The organism is Mesorhizobium sp. M0184 (assembly GCF_040322215.1).
Taxonomy (GTDB): domain Bacteria; phylum Pseudomonadota; class Alphaproteobacteria; order Rhizobiales; family Rhizobiaceae; genus Mesorhizobium.
The window spans coordinates 472,923-496,354 of the sequence record NZ_JAMYSZ010000001.1; the positions used below are offsets into that span (position 1 = coordinate 472,923).

General features: G+C 62.9%; 19 protein-coding genes and 1 riboswitch. Of the genes, 6 read left to right on the forward strand and 13 right to left on the reverse strand.

The genetic code is table 11. The features are described 5' to 3' along the window. Nucleotides 1-81 precede the first annotated feature (81 nt). The gene (thiB, locus tag NKJ23_RS02435) at nt 82-1,095 is read right to left on the reverse strand and encodes a thiamine ABC transporter substrate binding subunit (RefSeq protein WP_352465718.1); all 1,014 of its coding nucleotides are present in this window, start codon (nt 1,093-1,095) and stop codon (nt 82-84) included. A 43-nt stretch (nt 1,096-1,138) separates the two neighbouring features. Then, a riboswitch (TPP riboswitch) is annotated at nt 1,139-1,253 on the reverse strand. Between the two features lie 115 nt (nt 1,254-1,368). On the opposite strand from thiB, the gene NKJ23_RS02440 reads away from it, so the two are divergent. The 4 genes from NKJ23_RS02440 (at nt 1,369) to NKJ23_RS02455 (ending at nt 4,467) form a co-directional block, all read left to right on the forward strand. Further along, nucleotides 1,369-2,013, forward strand: a complete 645-nt coding sequence (locus NKJ23_RS02440; RefSeq protein WP_352677924.1) for a thiamine diphosphokinase — start codon at nt 1,369-1,371, stop codon at nt 2,011-2,013. Between the two features lie 15 nt (nt 2,014-2,028). Beyond that, on the forward strand, nt 2,029-3,849 hold the full coding sequence (locus NKJ23_RS02445; protein ID WP_352677926.1) for an ABC-F family ATP-binding cassette domain-containing protein: 1,821 nt from the start codon (nt 2,029-2,031) through the stop codon (nt 3,847-3,849). Nucleotides 3,850-3,925: 76 nt separating this feature from the next. Then, nucleotides 3,926-4,168: a type II toxin-antitoxin system CcdA family antitoxin gene (locus NKJ23_RS02450; RefSeq protein WP_254816484.1), complete on the forward strand. Its 243-nt coding sequence runs from the start codon at nt 3,926-3,928 to the stop codon at nt 4,166-4,168. Then, nucleotides 4,168-4,467 (forward strand): CcdB family protein, encoded by a 300-nt coding sequence (locus NKJ23_RS02455; RefSeq protein ID WP_352450813.1) that lies wholly within the window; start codon nt 4,168-4,170, stop codon nt 4,465-4,467. Before NKJ23_RS02450 ends, NKJ23_RS02455 begins: the two co-directional genes overlap by 1 nt. 31 nt (nt 4,468-4,498) lie before the next feature. On the opposite strand, the gene NKJ23_RS02460 is transcribed toward NKJ23_RS02455, so the two are convergent. Both NKJ23_RS02460 and NKJ23_RS02465 read right to left on the reverse strand, forming a co-directional pair. Continuing rightward, nucleotides 4,499-6,169, reverse strand: coding sequence for a hypothetical protein (locus tag NKJ23_RS02460; RefSeq protein ID WP_352677927.1), 1,671 nt, complete (start codon nt 6,167-6,169; stop codon nt 4,499-4,501). 72 nt (nt 6,170-6,241) lie between these two features. Beyond that, nucleotides 6,242-7,540 carry an adenylosuccinate synthase gene (locus tag NKJ23_RS02465; RefSeq protein WP_352677929.1) on the reverse strand — a complete coding sequence of 433 codons (1,299 nt, stop codon included), beginning with the start codon at nt 7,538-7,540 and terminating at the stop codon, nt 6,242-6,244. Between the two features lie 321 nt (nt 7,541-7,861). On the opposite strand from NKJ23_RS02465, the gene NKJ23_RS02470 reads away from it, so the two are divergent. Continuing rightward, nucleotides 7,862-8,764: a DMT family transporter gene (locus NKJ23_RS02470; RefSeq protein WP_023680655.1), complete on the forward strand. Its 903-nt coding sequence runs from the start codon at nt 7,862-7,864 to the stop codon at nt 8,762-8,764. Between the two features lie 59 nt (nt 8,765-8,823). Here NKJ23_RS02470 and serA read toward each other — a convergent pair whose 3' ends face one another. From serA to glmM, 5 genes are all read right to left on the reverse strand, one after another. Then, entirely contained in the window at nt 8,824-10,422 is a 1,599-nt protein-coding gene (gene serA / locus NKJ23_RS02475) for a phosphoglycerate dehydrogenase (RefSeq protein WP_352569603.1), read from the reverse strand. A gap of 183 nt (nt 10,423-10,605) precedes the next feature. Next, a complete protein-coding gene (locus NKJ23_RS02480) occupies nt 10,606-11,781 on the reverse strand; it encodes a phosphoserine transaminase (protein WP_352569602.1) in 1,176 nt (391 codons plus the stop codon). A 182-nt stretch (nt 11,782-11,963) separates the two neighbouring features. Continuing rightward, entirely contained in the window at nt 11,964-12,713 is a 750-nt protein-coding gene (locus tag NKJ23_RS02485) for an outer membrane protein (protein ID WP_352677931.1), read from the reverse strand. A gap of 233 nt (nt 12,714-12,946) precedes the next feature. Then, on the reverse strand, nt 12,947-13,786 hold the full coding sequence (locus tag NKJ23_RS02490; RefSeq protein WP_352677933.1) for an outer membrane protein: 840 nt from the start codon (nt 13,784-13,786) through the stop codon (nt 12,947-12,949). Between the two features lie 226 nt (nt 13,787-14,012). Further along, complete coding sequence (gene glmM / locus NKJ23_RS02495; protein WP_352677935.1) at nt 14,013-15,365, reverse strand: phosphoglucosamine mutase; 1,353 nt, start codon at nt 15,363-15,365, stop codon at nt 14,013-14,015. 874 nt (nt 15,366-16,239) lie between these two features. Between glmM and NKJ23_RS02500 the strand changes: the two genes are divergently transcribed. Then, the gene (locus tag NKJ23_RS02500) at nt 16,240-16,902 is read left to right on the forward strand and encodes a hypothetical protein (protein WP_352621115.1); all 663 of its coding nucleotides are present in this window, start codon (nt 16,240-16,242) and stop codon (nt 16,900-16,902) included. Between the two features lie 570 nt (nt 16,903-17,472). On the opposite strand, the gene ftsH is transcribed toward NKJ23_RS02500, so the two are convergent. From ftsH to NKJ23_RS02525, 5 genes are all read right to left on the reverse strand, one after another. Further along, a complete protein-coding gene (ftsH, locus tag NKJ23_RS02505) occupies nt 17,473-19,398 on the reverse strand; it encodes an ATP-dependent zinc metalloprotease FtsH (protein ID WP_023677989.1) in 1,926 nt (641 codons plus the stop codon). A 105-nt stretch (nt 19,399-19,503) separates the two neighbouring features. Beyond that, nucleotides 19,504-20,937, reverse strand: a complete 1,434-nt coding sequence (gene tilS, locus NKJ23_RS02510; RefSeq protein ID WP_352677938.1) for a tRNA lysidine(34) synthetase TilS — start codon at nt 20,935-20,937, stop codon at nt 19,504-19,506. A 54-nt stretch (nt 20,938-20,991) separates the two neighbouring features. After that, nucleotides 20,992-22,101, reverse strand: a complete 1,110-nt coding sequence (gene ybgF, locus NKJ23_RS02515; protein ID WP_352677940.1) for a tol-pal system protein YbgF — start codon at nt 22,099-22,101, stop codon at nt 20,992-20,994. Between the two features lie 188 nt (nt 22,102-22,289). After that, nucleotides 22,290-22,796: a peptidoglycan-associated lipoprotein Pal gene (gene pal / locus NKJ23_RS02520; protein ID WP_023677992.1), complete on the reverse strand. Its 507-nt coding sequence runs from the start codon at nt 22,794-22,796 to the stop codon at nt 22,290-22,292. A gap of 223 nt (nt 22,797-23,019) precedes the next feature. Next, complete coding sequence (locus NKJ23_RS02525; RefSeq protein ID WP_352450823.1) at nt 23,020-23,397, reverse strand: four helix bundle protein; 378 nt, start codon at nt 23,395-23,397, stop codon at nt 23,020-23,022. Nucleotides 23,398-23,432 lie beyond the last annotated feature (35 nt).

Sequence of the window (23,432 nt, forward strand, 5' to 3'; positions counted from 1 at the left end):
CCGACCTCCCCCCTTGAGGGGGAGATGGCCGGCAGGCCAGAGGGGGGTGGCTTGGCGCAAACATCCGACGAGGCTTGAGCCCTACTTGCTCATCGCCGCAAGCCACTCATCGACCCAGGCCTTGCGGTTGGCCGCGACGTCTTCCGGGCTGAACAGCAAGGTCTTGGTCGGCTTGACCAGCTTGTCGAACGCCGGGTTGAGCGGCTTGTCGGTTTTGCCGGCCGGGAACATCCAGTTGGTTTCGGGAATGACATCCTGGAATTTCGGTCCGGTCATGAAGGCAATGAACTTTTCTGCCAGCGGGTTCTTCGCACCCTTGGTGGTGATCCCCGCAACCTCGATCTGCAGATATTCGCCCTCCTCGAAGGACGCCGCCTGGTAGCGCTCGGTGTTTTCGGCGACCATGTGGTAGGCCGGCGAGGTGGTGTAGGACAGCACCATCGGCGCCTCGCCCTTGGTGAACAGGCCGTAGGCCTCGCTCCAGCCCGGCGTTACCGTCAGCACCTTCGCCTTGAGTTTGGCCCAGGCTTCCGGCGCCTTGTCGCCATAGACCGACTTGACCCACAGCAGCAGGCCAAGGCCCGGCGTCGAGGTGCGCGGATCCTGGATGACGATCTTCTCTCCGGCATCGCCCTCGACCAATTCCCTGAGGCTCTTCGGCGGGCTCTTCAGTTTTTCGGTATCGTAGACGACGGCGAAATAGCCATAGTCGAACGGAACGAAAATATCGTCGCTCCAGCCGCCCGGCACACTGACGCCCGACACGGCGCCGTGCGGCGAAAACAGGCCGGTTGCCTTGGCGTCGGCGGTTAAGTTGGTATCGAGGCCAAGTACGATATCGGCCTTGGTCGCGGCGCCTTCCAGCTTCACACGGTTGAGCAGCGCCACGCCGTCGGCGACCGAGACGAATTCGACGACGCAACTGCATTCGGCCTCGAAGGCCTTCTTCACCGCCGGTCCCGGACCCCAATCGGCGGTGAAGCTTTCATAGGTATAGACCGTCAGTCTATCCTGTGCCGATGCCTGCCCTGGCAGCGCGAGCGCGGATGCCGCAAGCAGGACAATTGAGACAAGAGAGTGGAAAAAACTGCGCATCGGCGCCTCCTTCGTTCGCGTTGAAAGGAATTGAGGCGTCGGGCTGTCCGAAACGTCTAATCCCTCCGCCGGTACAAACCGGATCAGGTTCAGCGGGTTGGCAGTCTTGCCTCTCAGCCGGTCCGCGAAGATCGCGTCCGGCACCCCGTTAGAGCGTTGCGACACATAGGCCCGGCCGAAGTGCTGCGCAAGCGGAAGTTTGCCGGGCATCCAAAGCCCAGCCTTCCGTTTCATCTTCCGTTTCCGGGGCAGGGCTGGTAAGGGCCACGAGATATGAGCACATTCACCATCCTGCTTGGCGGCGATCTCATCCGCACGCCGCTGCTCGACCGCCAGGTCGAAGGCTCGCGCGTCATCGCCGCCGATGCCGGCATCGGCCATGCCCGCATGCTGGGCCTGAGGCCGGAACTCTGGGTCGGCGATTTCGATTCGGTGCCTGCCGAGTTGCCGGAGGATCTGGCCGCCGTGCCACGGCAGGTGTTTCCCGCCGAAAAAGACAAGACCGACGGTGAACTCGCTATCGCCGCCGCACTCGAACGTGGTGCGACCAGCCTTGTGCTCGCAGGCGCCTTCGGCGGCAAACGTACCGACCACATCTTCCTGCATCTGGCGCTGAGCGTCCGGCTGGCGGAAGGCGGGACGGAAGTGCTTTTGACCAGCGGCGCACAGGAAGGCATTCCTTTGCTGCCTGGAAAGACTGGCTTCGACTATGTCGACGGCACGCTGTTTTCGGTGCTCGGCTTTTCGGATCTCGCCGGCCTGACAGTCACCGGCGCCAAATGGCCGCTCGACCATGTCGAGGTTGCGTTCGGCTCGTCGCTAACCATTTCCAACGAGGTCAAGGGCCGGCTCGAAATCGCGCTGGCCAGCGGCCGCGCGCTGCTGCTCGCGCATCCCTACCCTCTTCCGGAAAGCTGAGCCCAGAAAGCCGACATGGCGCCGCCGCTTCTCAATCTCGACGGGATAAAGCTGACATTTGGCGGCACGCCGCTGCTCGACGGTGCCGCCCTGACGGCCTCAGTTGGTGACAAGATCGCCCTGGTCGGCCGCAACGGCTCTGGCAAGTCGACGCTCCTCAAGATCGCCGCCGGGCTGATCGAACCGCAGGACGGCGAAGTCTTCCGCCAGCCTTCGGCGACCGTGCGCTACTTGCCGCAAATGCCCGACATGGACGGCTTTGCGACTGTCCGCGCCTATGTCGAGGCGGGGCTCGGGCCGGCCGACGATCCCTACCGCGCCACCTATCTGATGGAGCATCTCGGCCTGACCGGCGAGGAACGGCCGAACGACCTCTCCGGCGGCGAGGCGCGGCGCGCCGCCCTCGCCCGCGTCATGGCGCCGGAGCCCGACATTCTCCTCCTCGATGAGCCGACCAATCATCTTGACCTTTCGGTCATCGAATGGCTGGAGGAGGAGCTTGCCCGCACCTCCTCGGCATTGATCGTCATCTCGCATGACCGCCGTTTTCTCGAGCGCGTGTCACGCGCCACAATCTGGCTCGACCGCGGCCAGACCCGCCGTCTCGACAAGGGCTTTGGCTATTTCGAGGAATGGCGCGACACGGTGCTGGAGGAGGAAGAGCGCGAGCAGCACAAGCTCGGTCGCCAGATCGTGCGCGAGGAGCACTGGCTGCGCTATGGCGTGACAGCGCGGCGCAAGCGCAACATGCGCCGGCTCGGTGAGTTGCAGACCATGCGCCAGCGCTTTCGTGGTCATCGCGGCGCCGAGGGTGCGGCGACGATGACAGCCAGCGACGCCGCCGAATCCGGCAAGCTGGTGATCGAAGCCAAGAACATCGAGAAGAGCTTTGGCGATCTGACCGTGGTCAAGGGATTTTCGACCCGCATCCAGCGCGGCGATCGCGTCGGTCTGGTCGGGCCGAACGGCGCCGGCAAGACGACGCTGTTGAAGATGCTGACCGGCGAATTGAAGCCGGACGCGGGCACGGTGCGGCTCGGCACAAATCTGGAGATCGCCACGCTCGACCAGAAGCGCGAAGCCGTCGACCCGCAGGAGACATTGGCGCAGTATCTCACCGACGGGCGCGGCGAGAACCTCGTCATCAATGGCGAGCAGCGCCACGTCGTCTCTTACATGAAAGACTTCCTGTTCAAGCCGGAACAGGCGCGCACGCCGGTGCGCGAGCTTTCGGGCGGCGAGCGGGCGCGGCTGATCCTCGCCCGCGTTTTGGCGCGGCCGGCAAACCTGCTTGTGCTCGACGAGCCGACCAACGACCTCGACATGGAGACGCTGGAGCTGCTGCAGGAATTGGTCGCCGGCTTTGCCGGCACGGTGATCCTGGTCAGCCACGATCGCGATTTCCTCGACCGCACCGTGACCAGCATCATCGCACCGGATGGTGACGGTCGCTGGATCGAATATGCCGGCGGCTATTCCGACATGCTTGGGCAGCGCGGCGGCACCAGGCTGGACGACCGCAGGGCGCGGCCAAAAGCACAAGCCGGTGAAGCGACGGCGGCAAGCAGGAACGAAGCGGCCGCACCGAAGGGCCCGGCCAAGAAACTGTCGTTCAAGCAGAAATTCGCGCTGGAAACCTTACCCAAGAAGATCGAGGCGGTGTCGGCCTCGATCTCGCGGCTGGAGAACAACATCGCCGATCCGGCCTATTACGAGCGCGACCCGGCCTCGTTCCAGAAGACGATTGCCGCGCTCGACAAGGAGCGCGTCACACTGGCAGCGCTCGAGGAGGAATGGCTGGAACTGGAAATGCTGCGCGAGGAGATGGAGGGGTAATTCGCGAGTTCAAGCACCTTGTCATTGCGACTAGAGAGGAATGCGCATATGTTATGCGCATACTGTGGAGGTGATCATGCGCAAGATAGCTGTGAATGCGGTTCGCCAGCCGGCAAATCTGTCGATCGACTCAAAGCTCATGAAGGAAGCCAAGGGGCTCGATGTGAATGTCTCGCGCGCCGCTGAAGCCGGCATCGCCGAGGCCGTGGCCGCCGAAAAGACGCGGCTGTGGAAGCTTGAGAACCGCGCGACGATAGATGCGTGGAACGAATATGTCGAAAAACACGGTATTCCGCTGGCAGAACATCGGCAATTCTGATGGCGCGCTACGACGTCTTTGCGGGTAGCATCGAAGGCGGCTATCTCCTCGACGTCCAGGCCGATCTGCTCGACCATTTCAAGACCCGGGTGGTCGTCCCGCTTCTGCCGGCTGCGATGGCGCCATCACCAATGCGAAAGCTCCATCCGATTTTCGAGATCAATGGTCGGAAATTGGTCATGGCCACCCATTTGATCGCCACGGTTGCGGCGACGGAACTGGGCGAGAGCCGACTGAATCTGACGAGGCATCACGACGAGATCGTGGCCGCGCTCGATATGCTGTTCCAGGGCTTCTGAGCCAGAGAGGCGTTGGGCTGGTGAGCCGACCTCACCCCGCCGTCTTTGTCTGCCAGGCCTTTAGCGCCTCGTCGAACACCTTCTCGCCTGGAATGCCCTTTTCCATGGTGAGCAGCGCCCGCCGCCCGGTCTTGTAGACGACCGGCACGTCGATCCAGTCCTGACCTCTGAGCAAGGTCAGATTGGCGTCTTCATCCGCCTTGGTATCGTTGAGCGCAACCAGGAAGAAACCGTCGGCGATCTTGGCCGGGATGCCGATCAGCGGGCTTCCGGCATCCTGCTCGGAGCCCTTCATGGCGACACGCAGGATGTTGTCGACGCCGCCGCCCTCGAAGCCGTCAGGCGTCAGGAAGATCATCTCGATAATATGGCTGGCCGGCAGCGTCTGGTCGGTGTTGCGACGGATCGTCATGCGCAACTGGATATCCTTGCCTGGAATGGTCGCCTCGGCGCGGATCGCCGGCTCGGGCGGCAGGTCGCCGCCGGGCGATTCCTGCACCAGCGACCAGACGATGTTGCCGGGCTCGGCCGAGCCTTGAGCGGTGCTGGTGCGCTCCTCGTAGAAGATCGCCTTCTGGCCGACGGCCAACGTGGCTTGCGGCGGAACTGCCGTTGGTGCCGCTGCCGGTGCGGGCGGCGGGGCGGCCGCTGCAGGCGCTGCTGCCCCGTTGGCGGGCGGCGTCGCGGGAGTTGGTGCAGCGGACCCATCGACTGCTGGAGCATTGGCCGTGGCTTGCTTGTCGGCGGGTGCGGCCGGTGCCGGCGCGGCGGGTGCCGGGGTGGTCGGCGCTTGTGCGGCCGATGGCGGCGTGGTCAGTGCGGCGACGGATTCGCCTTCGCCGATGCCCGCCTGCCCGGCCGCGGGGCCGGCATCGACTTCGTGGCCCTCGGGCGTCAGGCGCTGCGTGAACTTCGCGCCCTCGCCGGCCTCCGTCGGAGGCGTGGCGGCCGGTACGGCCGCATCGGCCTCCGGCTTGGCCGGGGCTGGTTTTACCAGCGGTTCGGTGGCGACGGCTTTGGTCGAGTCGAGGCTGAGCATGCTGCCGAACGCATCCTTGTTCAGCCAGATGCCATAGCCACCACCGGCAATGACGAGCAAGGCAATGGCGGCGACGATCAGACCGCCATAGCTGCGCCTGCGCTCGGCAGGATGGAGCCGCTGGAACCTGTCCTCCGCGGGGCCGCCGTCGTTGGAAAAGTCGTCGCCCCGAAAAACGCCGTCTTGGCCGTCAGCCGTCGGAAGATCCATATCGGACGGCGGCGGACCAGCGCGCTCCTGAGAAAGAGCGACGGGCTGCGGCTTTTGCCAGTTCGGCGCCGCCTTGGCGGGCGTGGGCTGCCAGGCCGGCCCGGTCTTTGCCGGCTCGGTCTTGGCCGGCTGCCATGCCGACTCCGTCTTTGCTGGCTGTCGGATATGGCTGGACTGGTTCTTGTTGCGGTCGATGGAGGAGAAGATGTCCTCCAGTTCCGCCAGCGGGTCGGGTGGCGGCGCAGGCTTGGCATAGTCCCGCTCGACTTTGGCGATGGCGTCTTCCAGTGCACGCATCTGCCGGTCGACATCGGAAGGCGTCATCGTGGCCTTCTCTGCGAGTTGTTTCGCGATTGACGAACGGGCCCTGTCATAGACCCTGGCGCGCACTTCCGCCGACGGCTCACCGAGTTTATCGAGCGCCTTTTTCAGAATAGGAACAAAATCTACCATACGTCAGTCGACCTGCATTTGTTTCTGGGCCGGCCCCCGCAAATCAGCCGCAATGCCCGGAAGGCTGAGAAACTAGTCTTGAAACGGATCGGTCACAAGTATCGTGTCGTCCCGTTCAGGGCTGGTGGAAAGGAGTGCGACCGGCGCGCCGATCAGCTCTTCGATGTAGCGGACGTACTTCACCGCCTGGGCCGGCAGGTCGTTCCAGCTGCGCGCGCCGGCAGTGGTGCCTTTCCACCCCTCCAGCGTCTCATAGACCGGTTCGACGCGGGCCTGCGCACCCTGGCTGGCCGGCAGGTAATCGATCGCCTCGCCGTCGAGTCGGTAGCCGGTACAGACCTTGATCTCGTCCAGCCCATCGAGCACATCGAGCTTGGTCAGCGCAATGCCCTTGATGCCGTTGACCGCGACGGCCTGGCGGACCAGCACGGCATCGAACCAGCCGCAGCGCCGCTTGCGGCCGGTGACGACGCCGAATTCATGGCCGCGCGTGCCCAGGAACTCGCCGATCTCGTTCTTCTGTTCGGTTGGAAACGGGCCTTCGCCGACGCGCGTCGTATAGGCCTTGGTGATGCCGAGCACATAGCCGATAGCGCCCGGCCCGACACCCGACCCGGCGGCGGCCTGACCGGCAACCGTATTGGACGAGGTGACGAACGGATAGGTGCCGTGGTCGATGTCGAGCAACGTGCCTTGCGCGCCCTCGAACAGGATGCGCTCGCCGGCGCGGCGCTTGTCGTCGAGGATTTTCCAGACGCGGTCCAAATAGGGCAGGATCTCGTCGGCCACCGAGATCAGCTCGCTCATGATCGCCTCATGCGTGACCTCGGCATGGCCGAGCCCGCGCCGCAGCGCATTGTGGTGCGTCAGCAACCTGTCGATCTTCAAGGGCAGCGTTTCCAAATCCGCCAAATCCATCACCCTGACCGCGCGCCGGCCCACCTTGTCTTCATAGGCGGGACCGATGCCGCGACGGGTCGTGCCGATCTTCGTTCCGGAATTGGAAGCGGCGTCCTCGCGAAATCCGTCCAGCTCCCGGTGCAAGGACAGGATAAGCGCGGTGTTTTCGGCTATTTTCAGGCGGTCTGGCGTCACCTCGACGCCTTGCGCCTTCAATTTCGCAACCTCCGCGACGAAAGCGTGCGGATCGAAGACGACGCCGTTGCCGATGATGGAAAGCTTGCCTTGCCGCACCACGCCGGACGGCAGCAGCGACAGCTTGTAGACCTTGCCGTCGACGACCAGCGTGTGGCCGGCATTGTGGCCGCCCTGGAAGCGCACGACAACATCGGCGCGCTCCGACAGCCAGTCTACGATCTTGCCTTTGCCCTCATCGCCCCATTGCGAGCCGACGACCACCACATTGGCCATATTTCTTTTCCCTTGAGACGCCGCACGAGCAGCTTGAAACAATTCGAAACGATAGGCCTCTATCGCATCGGCCCCCAAAATCGGAATCGATTTTCGGAAAAGCACGACGCGAGATTAAAGCCTTCCGACGCGTACTTTGTAGCGTCCAATTGCACGCACGTCGCTCTATAGCGTCAAGACCCGGCGAGCGCGACCACTCTTTGCCGCCCAAAACGCTCCGAGGCACAACAATTTTCGCCTTTGACATCATTTACTTGGGCTGGCGGTCGCAATAGGCCCACACCGACCGTCAAATTCCCTCTGCCTGGCCGGGAGTTCACGATGCATCGAGCCGCCTATCTGTTCCTGCTGTTCACCACCTTGCTGTGGGGCGGCAACTCCGTGGCGGGAAAGCTGGCGGTCGGTCATATCTCGCCGATGACGCTGGTCTTCCTGCGTTGGCTGCTGGCGGTTCTGATCCTGCTGCCGATCGGCTGGGGAACGCTACGCCAAGACTGGCCGGTGGTGCGCAGGCACTGGTTGCTGCTTGGCGGGCTCGGCGCTTGCGGCTTCGCCTTTTTCAATGCGATCTTCTACACGGCGCTCAACTACACGACGGCGATCAACGTCTCGATCGAGCAGGCGGCGATACCGATCGTGATCATCATCGCCAATTTCGTGCTGTTTCGCCTGCGGGTGAACCGGGTGCAGATAGCTGGCGTCGTGCTGACCATCATTGGCGTCGCGGTGACGGCGAGCCATGGCGACCTCCGCCAGCTTCTCAAGCTGGATCTCAACTTTGGCGACGCGATCATGTTGGTCGCCGTGCTTTGCTACTCCTTCTATTCGGTAGGGTTGCGGCTGAAGCCGGTCATCCGCTGGCAGAGCCTGATGCTGGCGCTGTCGGTTGCCGCACTCGTCACATCGCTGCCTTTCTTCCTGTGGGAGATTGCCGCCGGCAAGGTCATTGTCCCCGATGCCCGCGGCTGGGCGGTCGCGTTCTATACCGCCATCGGTGCTTCGGTCATCGCGCAGATCTTCTATATCAGGGGCAACGAGCTGATCGGCGCCAACCGGGCCGGCCTGTTCATCAATCTGGTGCCGATCTTCGGTACGCTGCTATCGGTGCTGATTGTCGGTGAGACATTCCAGCTCTATCAGGCGCTGGCTCTCGCGCTGGTGCTCGGTGGCATCAGCCTCGCCGAATACAGCGGACGGAAGATGGCGGCATCCGCTGCTGAATGAAGTCGCTTGCCGCGACGTTCCGCCGCCCCGCGTGCTGCTGCACACGGGGCGACCGAATTTCAGGCTATCCCCACATCGAAATGCAGCCGCTTGGCGGAGTCGATCGATTTGTGCGAGCGCACCTGCGCCAACACGTTTTCCGGGAACGGCGCATCGAGATAGAGCAATGCGATGGCATCGCCGCCCGGCCGGTTGCGGCCGAGCTGGAAGTTGGCGATGTTGACGCCGTTCTCGCCGCACACCGTGCCGAGCAGGCCGATGATGCCGGGCGCGTCGGCATTGGTCGTGTAGAGCATGTGCTGGCCGACCTCTGCGTCGAGATTGATGCCCTTGATCTGGATGAAGCGCGGCTTGCCGTCCGAGAAACAGGTGCCGGCGATCGAGCGCGTCCTGTGCTCGGTCTTGACCGTCAGCTTGATATAGCCGTCGAACACGCCCGACTTGTCACGCTTGACCTCGGCGACGATAATGCCGCGCTCCTTCACCATGATCGGCGCCGACACCATGTTGACGTCGGAGACCTGCGGCCGGATCAGCCCGGCAAGGGTGGCACTGATCAGCGCGCGCGTGTTCATCGTCGCGGTCGAGCCGTCGAACAGTATCTCGACCTCCTTGATCGGATCCTCGGTGACCTGTCCGACAAAGGCGCCGAGCACTTCGGCAAGCTTGACGAAAGGTTTCAGCCGCGGCGCCTCTTCGGCGGTGATCGACGGCATGTTGATGGCGTTGGAAACGGCGCCCTTGATCAAATAGTCGGACATCTGCTCGGCGACATGCAGGGCGACATTCTCCTGCGCTTCGGTGGTCGACGCGCCGAGATGCGGCGTCGCCACGACATTCTCCATGCCGAACAGTGCGTTGTTGTCCGCCGGTTCGACCTCGAACACGTCGATGCCGGCGCCGGCCACCTTGCCGCTCTTCAGCGCCGCGATCAGGTCGGCCTCGACGATCAGCCCGCCACGGGCGCAGTTGATGATACGCACGCCGGTCTTCATCTTGGCGATCGCCGCGGCGTCGATGATGTTGCGCGTCTTGTCGGTAAGCGGCGTGTGCAGCGTGATGAAGTCGGCGCGGGCGAACAGCTCGTCGAGCTCGACCTTTTCGACGCCGAGCTCCTCGGCGCGGCTGTCCGACAGGAATGGATCGAAGGCGATGACATGCATCTTCAGGCCGACGCCGCGCGCAGCGACGATCGAACCGATATTGCCGCAGCCGATGATGCCCAGCGTCTTGCCGGTGATCTCGACACCCATGAAGCGGTTCTTTTCCCATTTGCCGGCGTGGGTCGAGGCGTTGGCCTCCGGTATCTGGCGGGCCAGCGCGAAGATCATGGCGACGGCATGCTCGGCGGTGGTGATCGAATTGCCGAAGGGCGTGTTCATCACGATGATGCCCTTGCGGCTCGCCGCCGGGATGTCGACATTGTCGACGCCGATGCCGGCGCGGCCCACGACCTTCAGCCTGGTCGCGGCATTGATCAGCTTCTCCGTGACCTTTGTCGCCGAGCGGATGGCCAGCCCATCATACTGGCCGATCACTTCGAGCAGTTTTTCCTTGTCCTTGCCGAGATCCGGCAAATAGTCGACCTCGATGCCGCGATCCCTGAAGATCTGCACGGCGGTGGTGGAAAGTTTGTCTGAGACGAGAACGCGGGGCATTGGCTTGGTCCTTTGCGATTGGCGTCCCTCCCCCTTGAGGGGAGGGTCGGCGCGAAGCGCCGGGGTGGGGTCGTTGCGGCCGGATGCGGCCAAATCTTTTTCTTTCTGGATGGCGGATCGTTGAGCGGGTGGAGGCGACCCCACCCGGCCCTTCGGGCCGCCCTCCCCTCGAGGGGGAGGGAGTCAGGCCGCCGCTTTGAGCGACGCCTTTTGCGCGGCAAAGGCCCAGTCGAGCCAGGGCAGCAACGCTTCGAGATCGGAGGTCTCGACTGTCGCGCCGCACCAGATGCGCAGGCCGGGCGGTGCATCGCGGTAGGCGCCGATGTCATAGGCGACGCCTTCCTTGTCGAGCACCGAGACAATTGCCTTGGCGAACGCAGCCTGTCCGTCGGCGTCGAGTGCAGCGACTTGCCGGTCGGTGAAGGAAAGGCAGACCGACGTGTTCGAACGCGTCGCCGGGTGTACGGCAAGATGGCCGAGCCAGGAAGATTTCCCGACAAAGCGATCGAGAACAGCGGCATTGGCATCCGCTCTGGTGACCAGCGCGTCGAGGCCGCCGATCGACTTCGCCCAACGCAGCGCGTCGAGATAGTCCTCGACGCACAGCATCGACGGCGTGTTGATCGTCTCGCCCTTGAAGATGCCTTCGATCAGCTTGCCGCCCGAGGTGAGACGGAAGATCTTCGGCAGTGGCCAGGCCGGCTTGTAGCTTTCCAGGCGTTCGACGGCGCGCGGGCTGAGGATCAGCATGCCGTGCGCGCCCTCACCGCCCAAGACCTTCTGCCAGGAGAAGGTGACGACGTCGAGTTTCCTGAAATCGAGCTGTTGCGCAAAGGCCGCCGAAGTGGCGTCGCAGATGGTCAGGCCCTTGCGTGTGGCCGGGATGAAGTCGCCGTTCGGCACGCGCACGCCCGACGTCGTGCCGTTCCAGGTGAAGACCACGTCGCGGTCGAAGTCGATTTTGGTCAGGTCCGGCAGTGCGCCGTAGTCAGCCTCTAACCTGCGCACATCGGCGAGCCTCAGCTGCTTGACCACATCGGTGACCCAGCCGGAGCCGAAGCTCTCCCAGGCCACCATGTCGACGCCGCGCTCGCCGAGCAGCGACCACAGCGCCATTTCGACCGCGCCGGTATCCGAGGCCGGCACGATGCCGATGCGGTAATCCGCCGGAACCTGGAGGATTTCCCGCGTCAGCTCGATCGCTTGTTCGAGCTTGGTCTTGCCGATCTTGGCACGGTGCGAGCGCCCGAGCGCGGCATTTTTGAGCGCCTCGACCGACCAGCCGGGGCGTTTTGCACAGGGACCTGAGGAAAAATTGGGATTTGCCGGACGGAATCCGGGCTTCGTATGCGTCGTCATCGTGGTCTATCCTTCCAGATAGTGGCCCCTCGTTGGGGAGGGGTGGCCCACGGACGGCGATATGCGTTCAGGCTTTCGGCGTCAAGGGGAAAGTTTTTGTCCCTGCCGGGATATTGCCGGCGGCGAAACCCAAACGGCGGGCCTACGACCCGCCATTGTCAACGCCTCGGCTTCGATCGAGCCTACCAGAGATCGTAGCGTAGTCCGACTTTGACTTGATGATTGTTGATTCCTTTGCGGATCGGAAAGGAAGTCAGGCTCTCGGCAGTCACATATTCGGCGTCTGGCGCGGAAAAATACTGATAGCCCAGATCGACTGAGACGTTCTTGGACACTTGGTAGGCAAGGCCGGCATTCAGCGTGTAGGCGAAGGAGTATTGGGTCTTGTTGTCACGCAGGACGAAATCGTCGGTGGGGTCGGCGTTGTCGGTGAAGTAGCTCGCCGAGAGGCGACGCTTGCTCTGCACGATACCGACACCAGCGCCGAGATAAGGTGTGATTCCGACATAGGTGCCAAGATCGACATAGCCATTGAGTATGCCTGAGAAGGCATAGTTCTTCAGGGTCGCCGATGCCACGGTCGTTCCGTCGTTATAGCCGACGTCGATCTTGTTGCCGGGAAGATAGCCCACATTGAGATCGGCGCGCAGATAGTCGTTGAAATGGTAGCCGAAGCCGATGCTGGCGAAGATGGGATCTTCCTTTTCGTCGAAGCTCGCGGGTGTAAAGGCGAAATGCTCATCCTTGAAGCTCTTCTGCACCAGATAGGAGACATCGCCACGCAGATACCATCCCGAGCCAACCTCGACCGGTACATAGTCGGGCGCCTGGTCGACATAGACCGGCGGTTCGTAATCGGCGCCAAGCGCCGGCGTCAGCGGCACCAGGACGACTGCTGCAAGCGCCAGTGCTACAGGCGATTTGAATGTCATGGTCCTCGGCTCCCGAACTTGGCGCATTCGCGATCGCGCGCCGTTTCAGACAGCATTGTTAACCATAGTGGTTAAGTGCGGGTTAAGGATAACAAGGCGTTAGCAATTGATTTGATCCATTTTTCGCTCCTCGAGCTGGACGGTGTTACAGCGCAACGCAGCATCTTTAGGCAGCCAAACGAAACCGCCCGGCATCAGCCGGGCGGTCGACGAATTCCTCGATTTCGAAGCGACTACTTCGTGTAGACCGGCTCGGGTTCCGGGACGTAAGGCTCCGGCGGCGCGCAGTCCGACCTGCCGAACTGGTAGCGCAGGCCGCCGCGCACTTCGTGCACGTTGATGCCGCGGTCATAGCCCGGGCCGACATTGCTATCCGAAGCGTAGTCGAACATCTTGCCGCCATTGATGTGGCTGAAGCGGTAGCCGACGTCGAGTTTGACGCGGTCGGTCAGGCAGTAGGAGGCGCCCGCCATGGCAGCGTAGGCAAAACGCCAGCCTTTGCCGCCGTGATGCTCGAACTCGCCGTCATCGTCGACGTTGTGGAGTGTATCCCACTTAACCCAGGCGCCGCCGATGCCGGCACCGACATAAGGCGTGACGCCATGCCAGGTGCCGATGTCGACATAGGCGTTGGCCAAGAGCAGCAGCGCCGAATAGGACGAGGTGTCGACGGATGTGCAAGGGGTTTGTAATACGCCGCAGAAGCCGTTGGTCGAGCCGCGGAATTTGGACTTGCTCATCCAGTCCAAGGTGAGATCGGTGCGGAAATGCTCGTCGATCTGGTAACCAACACCGCCGCCGGCCGAGAAGGCGCCATCCAGCTTGCCTGTATCGAACTTGCCGGGACTCTGGGGCGCCACACCGTAGGTGATGTAGTCGCCACCACGAAACTTCGACCAGTGATAGTCGATGTCGCCACGGATATACCAGCCGCCGAATTCGGCCGGCTGCTCGTAGGCAACCGGTGGCGGCGCCTCCTCGACGACGGGCGGCTCGACGAAATCGGCGGCGAATGCCGGCCCGGCGCCGGCAAACAGCGCGGCCAGGAGAGCCATTCTTGCTGTGTTGAACATGCTTATCACCCCTGAGAACCCTCGAACCGCGAACGCGCCCGAAATGTGATTGACCTCAGTTGTGGATAATGAATCGGAAAGGTTAAAAGGCGTTTAACCGTATTGATTAACCACGAATCTCTAAAAGTGGAGCAATCTGGCGGCCGTTGCTGCAGGCGGAGCTGGCCGCGACCCAATAAAAAAGCCCGCCGGCAAGGCGGGCTTTTGAACCGATGTTGGAGGGAGATCAGGCGGCGCTGCGCGTTTCCGAAATGACCTCGACGATGTCGTTGACGACGGACTCGACAAGCTGCGGGTCGTCGCCCTCCGCCATGACGCGGATGAGCGGCTCCGTGCCGGATGGCCGGATGACCAGGCGCCCGGCCTTGCCGAGGCGATTGCGCGCATCTTCGATCGCCGCCTTGACCGGCGCCTCCTCCAGCGGCTTGCCGCCAGAAATATGCACATTCTTCAAAAGCTGCGGCACCGGCTCGAATTTCTTCGACAGTTCGCTGACCGGCCGGTTATGCCGCTTGATGCAGGCGAGCACCTGGAGCGCCGAGACGAGCCCGTCGCCGGTAGTCGAGAAATCGGACAGCACGATGTGGCCCGACTGTTCGCCGCCGACATTGAGCCCATGGGCACGCATGTGCTCGACGACATAGCGGTCACCGACCTTGGTGCGATGCAACTGCAGGCTCATGTCGCCGAGGAAGCGTTCGAGGCCGAGATTGGACATAACCGTCGAGACGACGCCGCCGCCGGCCAGCCGTCCGCTCTGGTGCCAGGATTCGGCGATCAGTGCCATGATCTGGTCGCCATCGACGATCGCGCCGTTTTCATCGACGATGACGACGCGGTCGGCATCGCCGTCGAGCGCAATGCCGATATCGGCGCGCACCTCGTGCACCTTCTTTTGCAGGCCGGCCGGATGAGTCGAGCCGCATTCCTTGTTGATGTTGAAGCCGTTGGGCTCGACATTGATGGCAACGACCTCGGCGCCGAGTTCCCACAGCGCGTCGGGCGCCACCTTGTAGGCGGCGCCATTGGCGCAATCGACGACGATGCGCAGGCCCGACAGCGACATCGAGCGCGGCAGCGTGCGCTTGGCGAATTCGATATAGCGGTCATGCACGCCATCGACGCGTTTGGCGCGGCCGAGCCCATCGGAATCGGCGAGCGCCAGTTCGATATCCTTGTCGAGCATCCCCTCGATACGCTCCTCGATCTCATCGGACAGCTTGTAGCCATCGGGACCGAACAGCTTGATGCCGTTGTCGTAATAGGGGTTGTGCGAGGCAGAGATCATCACCCCGATATCGGCGCGCAGCGAGCGCACCAGCATGGCAACAGCCGGCGTCGGGATCGGGCCGAGCAGGAAGACATCCATGCCGGCGGCGCACAGGCCGGATACCATCGCGTTCTCGATCATGTAGCCGGAAAGCCTGGTATCCTTGCCGAGCACGACGCGGTGGCGGTGGCTGCCGCGCTGGAAGGAGAGGCCGGCGGCCATGCCGACCCGCATGGCGACCTCCGCCGTCATTGGAAACTTGTTGGCTCGCCCACGAATGCCGTCCGTACCGAAATAATGTCCTGCCATGTTCGCCAGCTTCCCGATGGTTCTTTCCGAGCATCTCATGCCATAAAATGGCCCAAGCCCCGTCATCACATTGTATGATTATGGACGACCAATCCTTAGAAAATTATTGTTTTGTGTGTTTTGCGTCACGCTAGTGTGTTGATTTTCAAGTTCCGAGCCCTTGTTGCGGCAGCAGCATCAGAAACGTTAACTCAAACCTCATCTGGATCCTTTGGTCTGTGGCAGTGTGGCCTTGAACCCGAATCCGCATCGTGCTGCTCCAGACAGCGGCAGGCTCAGGTCCGCCGCACCCGCCGATTTGACTGGCAGTCATGCGACGCAGTCTCCTCACTGAGAACCAGCCATATGCGCGCGCTCCGTGCAATGCACCCGGACGAACTTGGCGGGGAGACGGTCCCGGCAACGAATTCATCACCTTAAAGAAAAGAATGCACTTCTAAATTTGTCTCTACGCTACTTAGCATCTGGCGCAACCAGCCGTTGAGCGCTATTGCTGCAGTGGGACATATCATGAACCGCCGTAGGGAGAACAAGCATGCTCATCCACCGACTTGCCACTTTGACGGGTCTTGCCGTCGCGACCTTATTCCTGGCCGCGCCTGCCAATGCGCTGACCATGGCCGAGTGCAGCACCAAGTATAACGCGGCCAAGGATGCGGGAACGCTTGGCGGGCAGAACTGGAACCAGTTCCGCAAGGCCCAATGCGGCACCGATGCCACCGCCGCTACAACCGAACCCGCGCCAGCCAAAGCCACGGCCAAGGCCGCCGACACGACCAAGGCAGCCGCCGCCGACGATGCGGCGCCGGGCCTGACGGCGAAGGAGTGCAGCACCAAATACCAGGCCGCCAAGGCTGCCGGCACGCTCAACGGCATGAAGTGGAACGACTTCCGCAAGACCCAGTGCGCCGCCGGCGCGACGGCAGCCGCACAACCCGCCGCCACGACCAAAGCAGCGGCGGCCAGCAGCGATGACGCGGCGCCTGGGCTGACGGCCAAGGAATGCAGCACCAAATACCAGGCCGCCAAGGCTGCCGGCACGCTCAACGGCATGAAATGGAACGACTTCCGCAAGAGTGAATGCGCCGCCGGCGCAACTGCAGCCGCACAGCCTGCCGCGGCACCTGCCAAGGCGACGACAGCCGCCGCGACCGATACCGGCAAAGGCCTCAGCATGGCGGATTGCAGCGCCAAATATCAGGCTGCCAAGGCCGGCAACACGCTGAATGGCATGAAGTGGAACGACTTCCGCAAGAGCCAATGCGGCGCCGGCGCAGCCGACGACGACACCCTGCCGGCTCCCGACGCCAAGTACACCGGCGATCCGCAACCGCCGACCATCACCGCCCCCCAGGGCGTGAAATTCCCGACGGCGATCTCCAAGAAGTATGCAACCGAGACCCCGGCCAAGGGCCGCATGCACACCTGCCTCGACCTCTACTACGCCAACAAGGACGCCAACACGCTGGGCGGCCTCAGGTGGATCCAGAAAGGCGGCGGCTTCTACAGCCTCTGCAACGCCAAGCTGAAGAGCTGACCGGCGCCACCATCCGACGACATGAGCCCGCGAGCCGCAAGGTTCGCGGGCTTTTTTGTTGCTGCCGAACACGTGCGAGGAGCGCCATCCGCGCGCAAGCGGCGCCGCTGCCAATCTCCCCCTCGTGCGTCCTCGTGCGGGGGAGATGTCCGGAAGAACAGAGAGGGGCGATGGTCGGCAGCACGCGCCACGTCGGGTCGAAGGAGCCTGAAATAAAAAACCCGCCTCCGTGGGCGGGTCGGCGGCGCCAATTGGCACCACACTCAAACTAGTAGCATACCTGCCGGCACAAAGCCAGAACAAAATGTGGCGCCGCCGGCAAAAAAAATGCGAGCTTCATTCTCCGGCGCGCTTTGTCGATCTTCCCGAAATCGTCAACGAGGACGATAGAAGGCCCCATTCCTTCGCGCCCCTCTCTGTCCTGCCGACATCTCCCCCACGAGGCGGGAGATTGGCCGTCATCGTCACTTTCGCCAATTTCCAGCGATGCAGGAAGGGTCGCATTCCCCAAGAGAAAACGCCGCGGTTAGAGCCGCGGCGTTTCGAAGTCGATCTGTCCTGGGCCGGAGCCTAGCTTGATGGCTGGGGTTCCATGCCGCCTTCGGGCTCGGGGCCCTTCTTGCGGCGGCCGGACTTCGGCACGGCCGAGCCGCGGCTCGGCGGCGTGTCGTCGCCAAGGTCGCGCGCGGGCTTATTGCCGGCGATCAGCTGCTTGATCTCCTCGCCGGACAGCGTCTCGTATTCGAGCAGGCCCTGCGCCAGCGCGATCCATTCCTTCTTTTTCTTGGTCAGGATGGACCTTGCCGTCGAATAGGCCTCGTCGATCAGCCGGCGCACTTCGGCGTCGATGATCTGCGCCGTCTCTTCCGAGATGTTCTGCGTGCGCGCCACCGAATGGCCGAGGAACACCTCCTCCTGGTTGTCGCCATAGGCGACATGGCCGAGCTTGTCGGAGAAGCCCCAGCGCGTCACCATGGCGCGCGCCAGCTTGGTCGCCTGCTCGATATCGGAGGAGGCGCCGGAGGTGATGTTCTCTTTGCCGAACTTGAACTCCTCGGCGACACGACCGCCCATCATGATGGCGAGGCGCGAGATCATGTATTTGTAGCTCATCGAATAGCGGTCGCCTTCCGGCAGCTGCATGACCATGCCGAGTGCCCGGCCGCGCGGGATGATGGTCGCCTTGTGCAGCGGATCGGCCGACGGCACGTTGAGCGCCAGGATGGCATGGCCGGCCTCATGATAGGCGGTCAGCTCCTTCTCGGCCTGCGTCATCGCCGACGAGCGGCGCTCGGCGCCCATCATGATCTTGTCCTTGGCGTCCTCGAATTCGGCCATGGTGACGAGGCGCTTGTTGCGCCGCGCCGCCATCAGGGCGGATTCGTTGACCAGGTTCATCAGATCGGCGCCGGAAAAGCCCGGCGTGCCGCGGGCGATCACCTTGAGGTCGACATTGGGCGCCAGCGGCACGTTGCGCACATGCACTTTCAGGATCTTCTCGCGGCCGACGATGTCGGGGTTCGGCACCACCACCTGGCGGTCGAAGCGGCCCGGCCTCAGCAGCGCCGGATCGAGCACGTCTGGCCGGTTGGTGGCGGCGATCAGGATGATGCTTTCGTTGGATTCGAAGCCATCCATCTCGACCAGCAGCTGGTTCAGCGTCTGCTCGCGTTCATCATTGCCGCCGCCGAGGCCGGCGCCGCGATGGCGGCCGACCGCGTCGATTTCGTCGATGAAGATGATGCAAGGCGCGTTCTTCTTGGCCTGGTCGAACATGTCGCGGACGCGGCTTGCGCCGACGCCGACGAACATCTCGACGAAGTCCGAGCCCGAAATGGTGAAGAACGGCACGTTGGCTTCACCCGCGACCGAGCGGGCGAGCAGCGTCTTGCCGGTTCCGGGAGGACCGACGAGCAGCACGCCGCGTGGGATCTTGCCGCCGAGCCGCTGGAATTTCTGCGGGTCGCGCAGGAACTCGACGATCTCTTCCAGATCTTCCTTGGCTTCGTCGACGCCGGCGACGTCCTGGAAGGTGACGCGGCCATGTGCTTCGGTCAAAAGCTTGGCCTTCGACTTGCCGAAGCCCATGGCGCGGCCGGAACCGGACTGCATCTGGCGCATGAAGAATATCCAGACGCCGAGGATGAGGATCATCGGCAGCCAGGAGATCAGGGTGCCGAACAGCGAATTGGAGCCGTCGGATTCAGGACGCGCATTGATGGTGACGTTCTTGTCCTGCAGCCGCGAAACCAGCGACGGGTCCCCAGGCGAATAGGTCTGGAAGCCGTTGGAACTGTCCGTGTAGTTGCCGGAGATACGGGCGCCGGCGATGGTCACCGACTTGATCCGTCCCGCCGCGACTTCCTGCAGGAACTGCGAATAGGGAACATCGCTCGAGGCTCCACGCGTCTGCGGCGTCTGGAAAAGATTGAAGAGAGCGATGAGCAGGACCGCTATGATCGCCCAGAGCGCGAGGTTGCGATAATTCGGATTCATCAATTGTCCCGTTGGCGCCGCTGGGCGGACACGCGTCGTGAGAGGAAACTTGGCCCTAACATAGGGAGAGCGTCTCCCATTGCCAAGCATAACAGCAGGTCTCGGTTAAGCTTTCGCCCGTGGTAGGCCGGCACTGTGGCCGCCGAATGGCACCGCTGGAACGGGCGCCGCGCCAAGCAACGCGGCGACGGCATCGGCCGGCGCCAGATCGAAGGACGGCAGGAAACGGGCGAAGGGCGCGACTGCCGGATATGCGGCGACAGCCGCCGGCATCGGGCCTTCCCCGGGCAAACCCGGGCCTTCCCCGAGCAAACCAAGGCATTCGCCATCCTGCCATAGCGCCGGCTCGGCGGCCAAGGCGGCACGTACAAGGCTTGCCGGCGTGCCATGCCCTTCAATTGCCCGCTTTGCGGCAAGAGCCGCCCCGAGCGGTGCTACCAACAGCGGCGCGATCAACAATGCACCTGAACTGTCGCCCAATGTGATCCGTCTGCGGCAGTCCCAAAGGGCATTGCCGGAAAGCGCAACAGCGGGCGGCAGATCCCGCAATTCGCGGTGCAGAAAGATGCCGGTACGCCGGGCATCGATCACGGTCCGCGACAATGTGGCACAAAGCGGCCCGGTGCGGAACCGGCCGAAAAGGGCTTCGCTGCGGGCCTGGTCGGGAAGGAAGGCGGTGCCGCCGGTCGCCGCCAGCAGGATGCGCAGCGCATAAATGGCCGCCCGGCTGTCGGCGGCCGTCGCAAAATCCCGATCGAGGCGGACGAGGCCGGCGGCCGGCCTGGAGGCCAAGCTGCGGATCAGCATGGCCGCGCGATGACCCAGCTGCTCACGCTCGGCCGCCGCCTTTCTGGCCAGCGGTATCGCTTCAGCCACGCGAGGCGCACCATCGCCTTCGGCAAGTGCTGCGCGGACGCGCGGCCGCTCGAAAGCGGTGTCGGCATTGGTCGGATCTTCGATCCAGGCGACCTGTTCGCGTCGCAGGAATTCGCGCAGCTCAGCACGCCTTATGCCGAGCAGCGGCCGCACGATCCAGTGCCGCCACTCGTAAAGGGTTGCCGGCGCCATGCCGGCAAGGCCCCGCCCTTCCTCGCGCGGCCTCTCCTCACCTGGCCCGTCGTCACGTGCTTGCCGCATCAGCACGGTCTCGGCCTGGTCGTCGGCGGTGTGACCGGTCAGGATCAGGCCGATGCCTGCCGCGTCGGCGGCCTCGGCGAGCAGCCGGTATCGGGCTTCGCGCGCGGCGGCGGGCAGGCCGGTCGATGGTTTGTGCCCCGACCAGGCGAGGACGCGATGGGCAATGCCGCGCGCCGCGCACAGCCTGGCCACGGCTTGCGCTTCCGCTGCCGCTTGCGGCCGCAATTGATGATCGATCGTTACCGCCAGCAATTTCGTTCCCGGAGCATTACGGTCGAAATGGGCTTTGAGGAGGAGGAGAAGGGCGGTCGAGTCGCTGCCGCCGGACACGGCCGCAACAGCGCCGTTGGAAAAGTCGATCCGCGAAAAATCCGAAAGGTCAGGCTCGGTGTCGAGCGTCATGCATGTCGTCCAAAAGTGGACCCGGTTTTGGGGCTACGACATGCGACAGAAAAACTAGCACGCCGCGAGCGCCCTTTCCTGCTTGACCCGCTCCTTGAGCGCGCCGGAAATATCGGGGTAGCGCTTGCCGATCTCGCTGAAGGTGGCACAGGCCACGTCGCGCTGCTTCAGCCCGACAAGTGAAACGCCGAGCTTCAGCAGCATGTCTGGCGCTTTCTTGGCCTTGGGATAGTCCTTGCTGGCAGCGAGGAAAGTCTCGGCCGCATCGCGGTATTTCTGCTGGCCGAGCAGCGATTCACCAAGCCAGTAATGCGCGTCCGCCGCTTTGGCGTCCTTGGGAAAACGGGCGATATGGTCGCGGAAGCCCTGTTCGGCGGTGCTGTAGTCGCCCGACAGGATGAACTGGTAAGAATTGCGGTAAAGCTCTTCCGGATCGTTGGTCGACGGGAGTGCCGCGACCACCGTATCATCGGATTTACCGGCCTTGTTGCCGGCTGCGCTGGCGCCGTTGGCTGGGGCCGTATTCTGCTGCGGCGCATTCGCTTGGGCATTGCCGTCGGCTTCGACGACATTGCCGTTTTTGTCGACGGTGATGGTGCCGAACGTCTTGGGCGGCGCGCCGGGGATCAGCTTGCCGGGATCGCCGTTGGGCGATTCGACGATGACGTCCTCGACGCTCTTGTCGCCGTCTGCGGCCTTGCCCGCATCGGCCGGAGCCGGCGTCCCCGGCGCCTCCGCCACGTTACTGTCGCCGTTGGGGCTGTCGCTGCTAGGCGCCGCCTCGGACTTCTTCTGCTCGGCCGGCTGCTGCGCGCCTTGCGGACCGCCTTCCAACTGCTGGAAGCGGAATTCGTTGTCTTCCTGCTGCTTGCGGATCTGCTCCTGCATCTGCAGGACCTGGAAATTGAGTTCCTCGATCTTGCCATTCATCTGCCGGAGCTGTTCCTCCAGCGCCGGAGTGCCGGTGCCATCCTGTTGCGCGAATTGAACCTGATCCGGCTTTTTCTTTTCGCCGAAAATGCCGGGCAGTTTGATCGTCGGCAGGTGGAAGGAAAAACCGCTTTCCGATGACGGCCCGGTGCCGTTTGCCCCGTCAGCAAGTGCCGCGATACTTGATACGAGCAGCAGCGCAAGCGTGCCGCTCAAGACCGATCTGAAATGCATGTGCCTCTCGCCGTGAAACCATTGTTGCGCGCCTCTCATTCGAAGTAGACCAGTCAACTGGGGACTAGCCAGACGCTCTCGGCTCTTAACAGGACGTGAGACTTCGGCCAAATTTTGTTTGGAGCGAGCAGATATGAAAAAGGCGGCCTTTTGGCCGCCTTTCACACCAAGTGTTGCATTTATGCCGATCAAGAACCGGCGCCGCCCAGCGTGGTTACGGCGCGGCGGTTCTGCGACCAGCAGGAGATGTCGTCGCAAACCGCGACCGGACGCTCCTTGCCGTAGGAAATGGTCTTCAGGCGCTGCGCCGAAACACCCTTGGCGACCAGGAAGTCGCGTGTGGCGGCAGCACGGCGGGCGCCGAGCGCCAGATTGTATTCGCGCGTCCCGCGCTCGTCGGCATGGCCTTCGATGACGATGGCATACTGCTTGTACTGGTTCAGCCACTGCGCCTGGCGCGACAGCGTCGTCTGCGCATCGGCGCGGATCGAGGACGAATCGGTATCGAAGAAGATGCGGTCGCCGATATTGACGGTAAAGTCCTGGGCCGACCCTGGCGTTGCCGCGCCGGCGCCGTTGAGGCCAAGATCGGCGGCGCTGTTCGGCGTCTTCTTCGAGGCGCAACCGGTGATCGCGAGCATAGCGACCAGCGCGATCATGACCGGGTTTGTGGTAAGTGCTGCGATACGGCCCATGCCGCCTCTCCTTCGCAATTCGAGTGATTTCATTGATCGTCCAGTAACCACGTTTGGGTTAACCGACGCTCAAGAAACACGGTTAAAATTTGGTTTTCGGCTGCCGTCCGCAACCGTTCTGCCGAGGGGCGACAATGAGCGCGGACCGTAGGCGGAAATGCGGCCAAAACATGAAAAAGAGGGAATTGAGGAACTGAAGAACTGAGGAATTGAAGAAAAGGAATTACGTCAGCTTCTCTCTGAGGCTCACGAGCATCCCATGGATTTGGGCATAAGATTGCCGCCAGGCGTCGAGTTGGGACTGCGTGATGTATTCAAGATCGAACGCGTAACATATCCACGTCTCCACTTCGCTGCATGACCCCACCGCCATCGAAACGAAGCGAGCGAATTCGGCTTTGGAATGGCTCTGCTTGGCAAATCCCTCAGCTAAATTGGCGCAGATTGCCTTACTCGAGCGACGCAATTGATCGGCTAGCGCGTATTGCTCAATTTTCGGAAAAGCAAGCGTGGCTCTATGCACCTCAAGAGAAACCGCGTAGGCGCGTTTGTAGACCTCCAGGTCCCTCGCGCGCTCAACGTAGCGCCCCGGCTTCTCCATCTCCTCAGTTCTTCAGTTCTTCAATTCCTCAGTTC

What these genes read in the sequence shown, in the direction of transcription:
- thiB (WP_352465718.1), bottom strand. Translation starts at nt 1,095, where the DNA reads ATGCGCAGTTTTTTCCACTCTCTTGTCTCAATTGTCCTGCTTGCGGCA.
- NKJ23_RS02440 (WP_352677924.1), top strand. Translation starts at nt 1,369, where the DNA reads ATGAGCACATTCACCATCCTGCTTGGCGGCGATCTCATCCGCACGCCG.
- NKJ23_RS02445 (WP_352677926.1), top strand. Translation starts at nt 2,029, where the DNA reads ATGGCGCCGCCGCTTCTCAATCTCGACGGGATAAAGCTGACATTTGGC.
- NKJ23_RS02450 (WP_254816484.1), top strand. Translation starts at nt 3,926, where the DNA reads ATGCGCAAGATAGCTGTGAATGCGGTTCGCCAGCCGGCAAATCTGTCG.
- NKJ23_RS02455 (WP_352450813.1), top strand. Translation starts at nt 4,168, where the DNA reads ATGGCGCGCTACGACGTCTTTGCGGGTAGCATCGAAGGCGGCTATCTC.
- NKJ23_RS02460 (WP_352677927.1), bottom strand. Translation starts at nt 6,169, where the DNA reads ATGGTAGATTTTGTTCCTATTCTGAAAAAGGCGCTCGATAAACTCGGT.
- NKJ23_RS02465 (WP_352677929.1), bottom strand. Translation starts at nt 7,540, where the DNA reads ATGGCCAATGTGGTGGTCGTCGGCTCGCAATGGGGCGATGAGGGCAAA.
- NKJ23_RS02470 (WP_023680655.1), top strand. Translation starts at nt 7,862, where the DNA reads ATGCATCGAGCCGCCTATCTGTTCCTGCTGTTCACCACCTTGCTGTGG.
- serA (WP_352569603.1), bottom strand. Translation starts at nt 10,422, where the DNA reads ATGCCCCGCGTTCTCGTCTCAGACAAACTTTCCACCACCGCCGTGCAG.
- NKJ23_RS02480 (WP_352569602.1), bottom strand. Translation starts at nt 11,781, where the DNA reads ATGACGACGCATACGAAGCCCGGATTCCGTCCGGCAAATCCCAATTTT.
- NKJ23_RS02485 (WP_352677931.1), bottom strand. Translation starts at nt 12,713, where the DNA reads ATGACATTCAAATCGCCTGTAGCACTGGCGCTTGCAGCAGTCGTCCTG.
- NKJ23_RS02490 (WP_352677933.1), bottom strand. Translation starts at nt 13,786, where the DNA reads ATGTTCAACACAGCAAGAATGGCTCTCCTGGCCGCGCTGTTTGCCGGC.
- glmM (WP_352677935.1), bottom strand. Translation starts at nt 15,365, where the DNA reads ATGGCAGGACATTATTTCGGTACGGACGGCATTCGTGGGCGAGCCAAC.
- NKJ23_RS02500 (WP_352621115.1), top strand. Translation starts at nt 16,240, where the DNA reads ATGAAGTGGAACGACTTCCGCAAGACCCAGTGCGCCGCCGGCGCGACG.
- ftsH (WP_023677989.1), bottom strand. Translation starts at nt 19,398, where the DNA reads ATGAATCCGAATTATCGCAACCTCGCGCTCTGGGCGATCATAGCGGTC.
- tilS (WP_352677938.1), bottom strand. Translation starts at nt 20,937, where the DNA reads ATGACGCTCGACACCGAGCCTGACCTTTCGGATTTTTCGCGGATCGAC.
- ybgF (WP_352677940.1), bottom strand. Translation starts at nt 22,101, where the DNA reads ATGCATTTCAGATCGGTCTTGAGCGGCACGCTTGCGCTGCTGCTCGTA.
- pal (WP_023677992.1), bottom strand. Translation starts at nt 22,796, where the DNA reads ATGGGCCGTATCGCAGCACTTACCACAAACCCGGTCATGATCGCGCTG.
- NKJ23_RS02525 (WP_352450823.1), bottom strand. Translation starts at nt 23,397, where the DNA reads ATGGAGAAGCCGGGGCGCTACGTTGAGCGCGCGAGGGACCTGGAGGTC.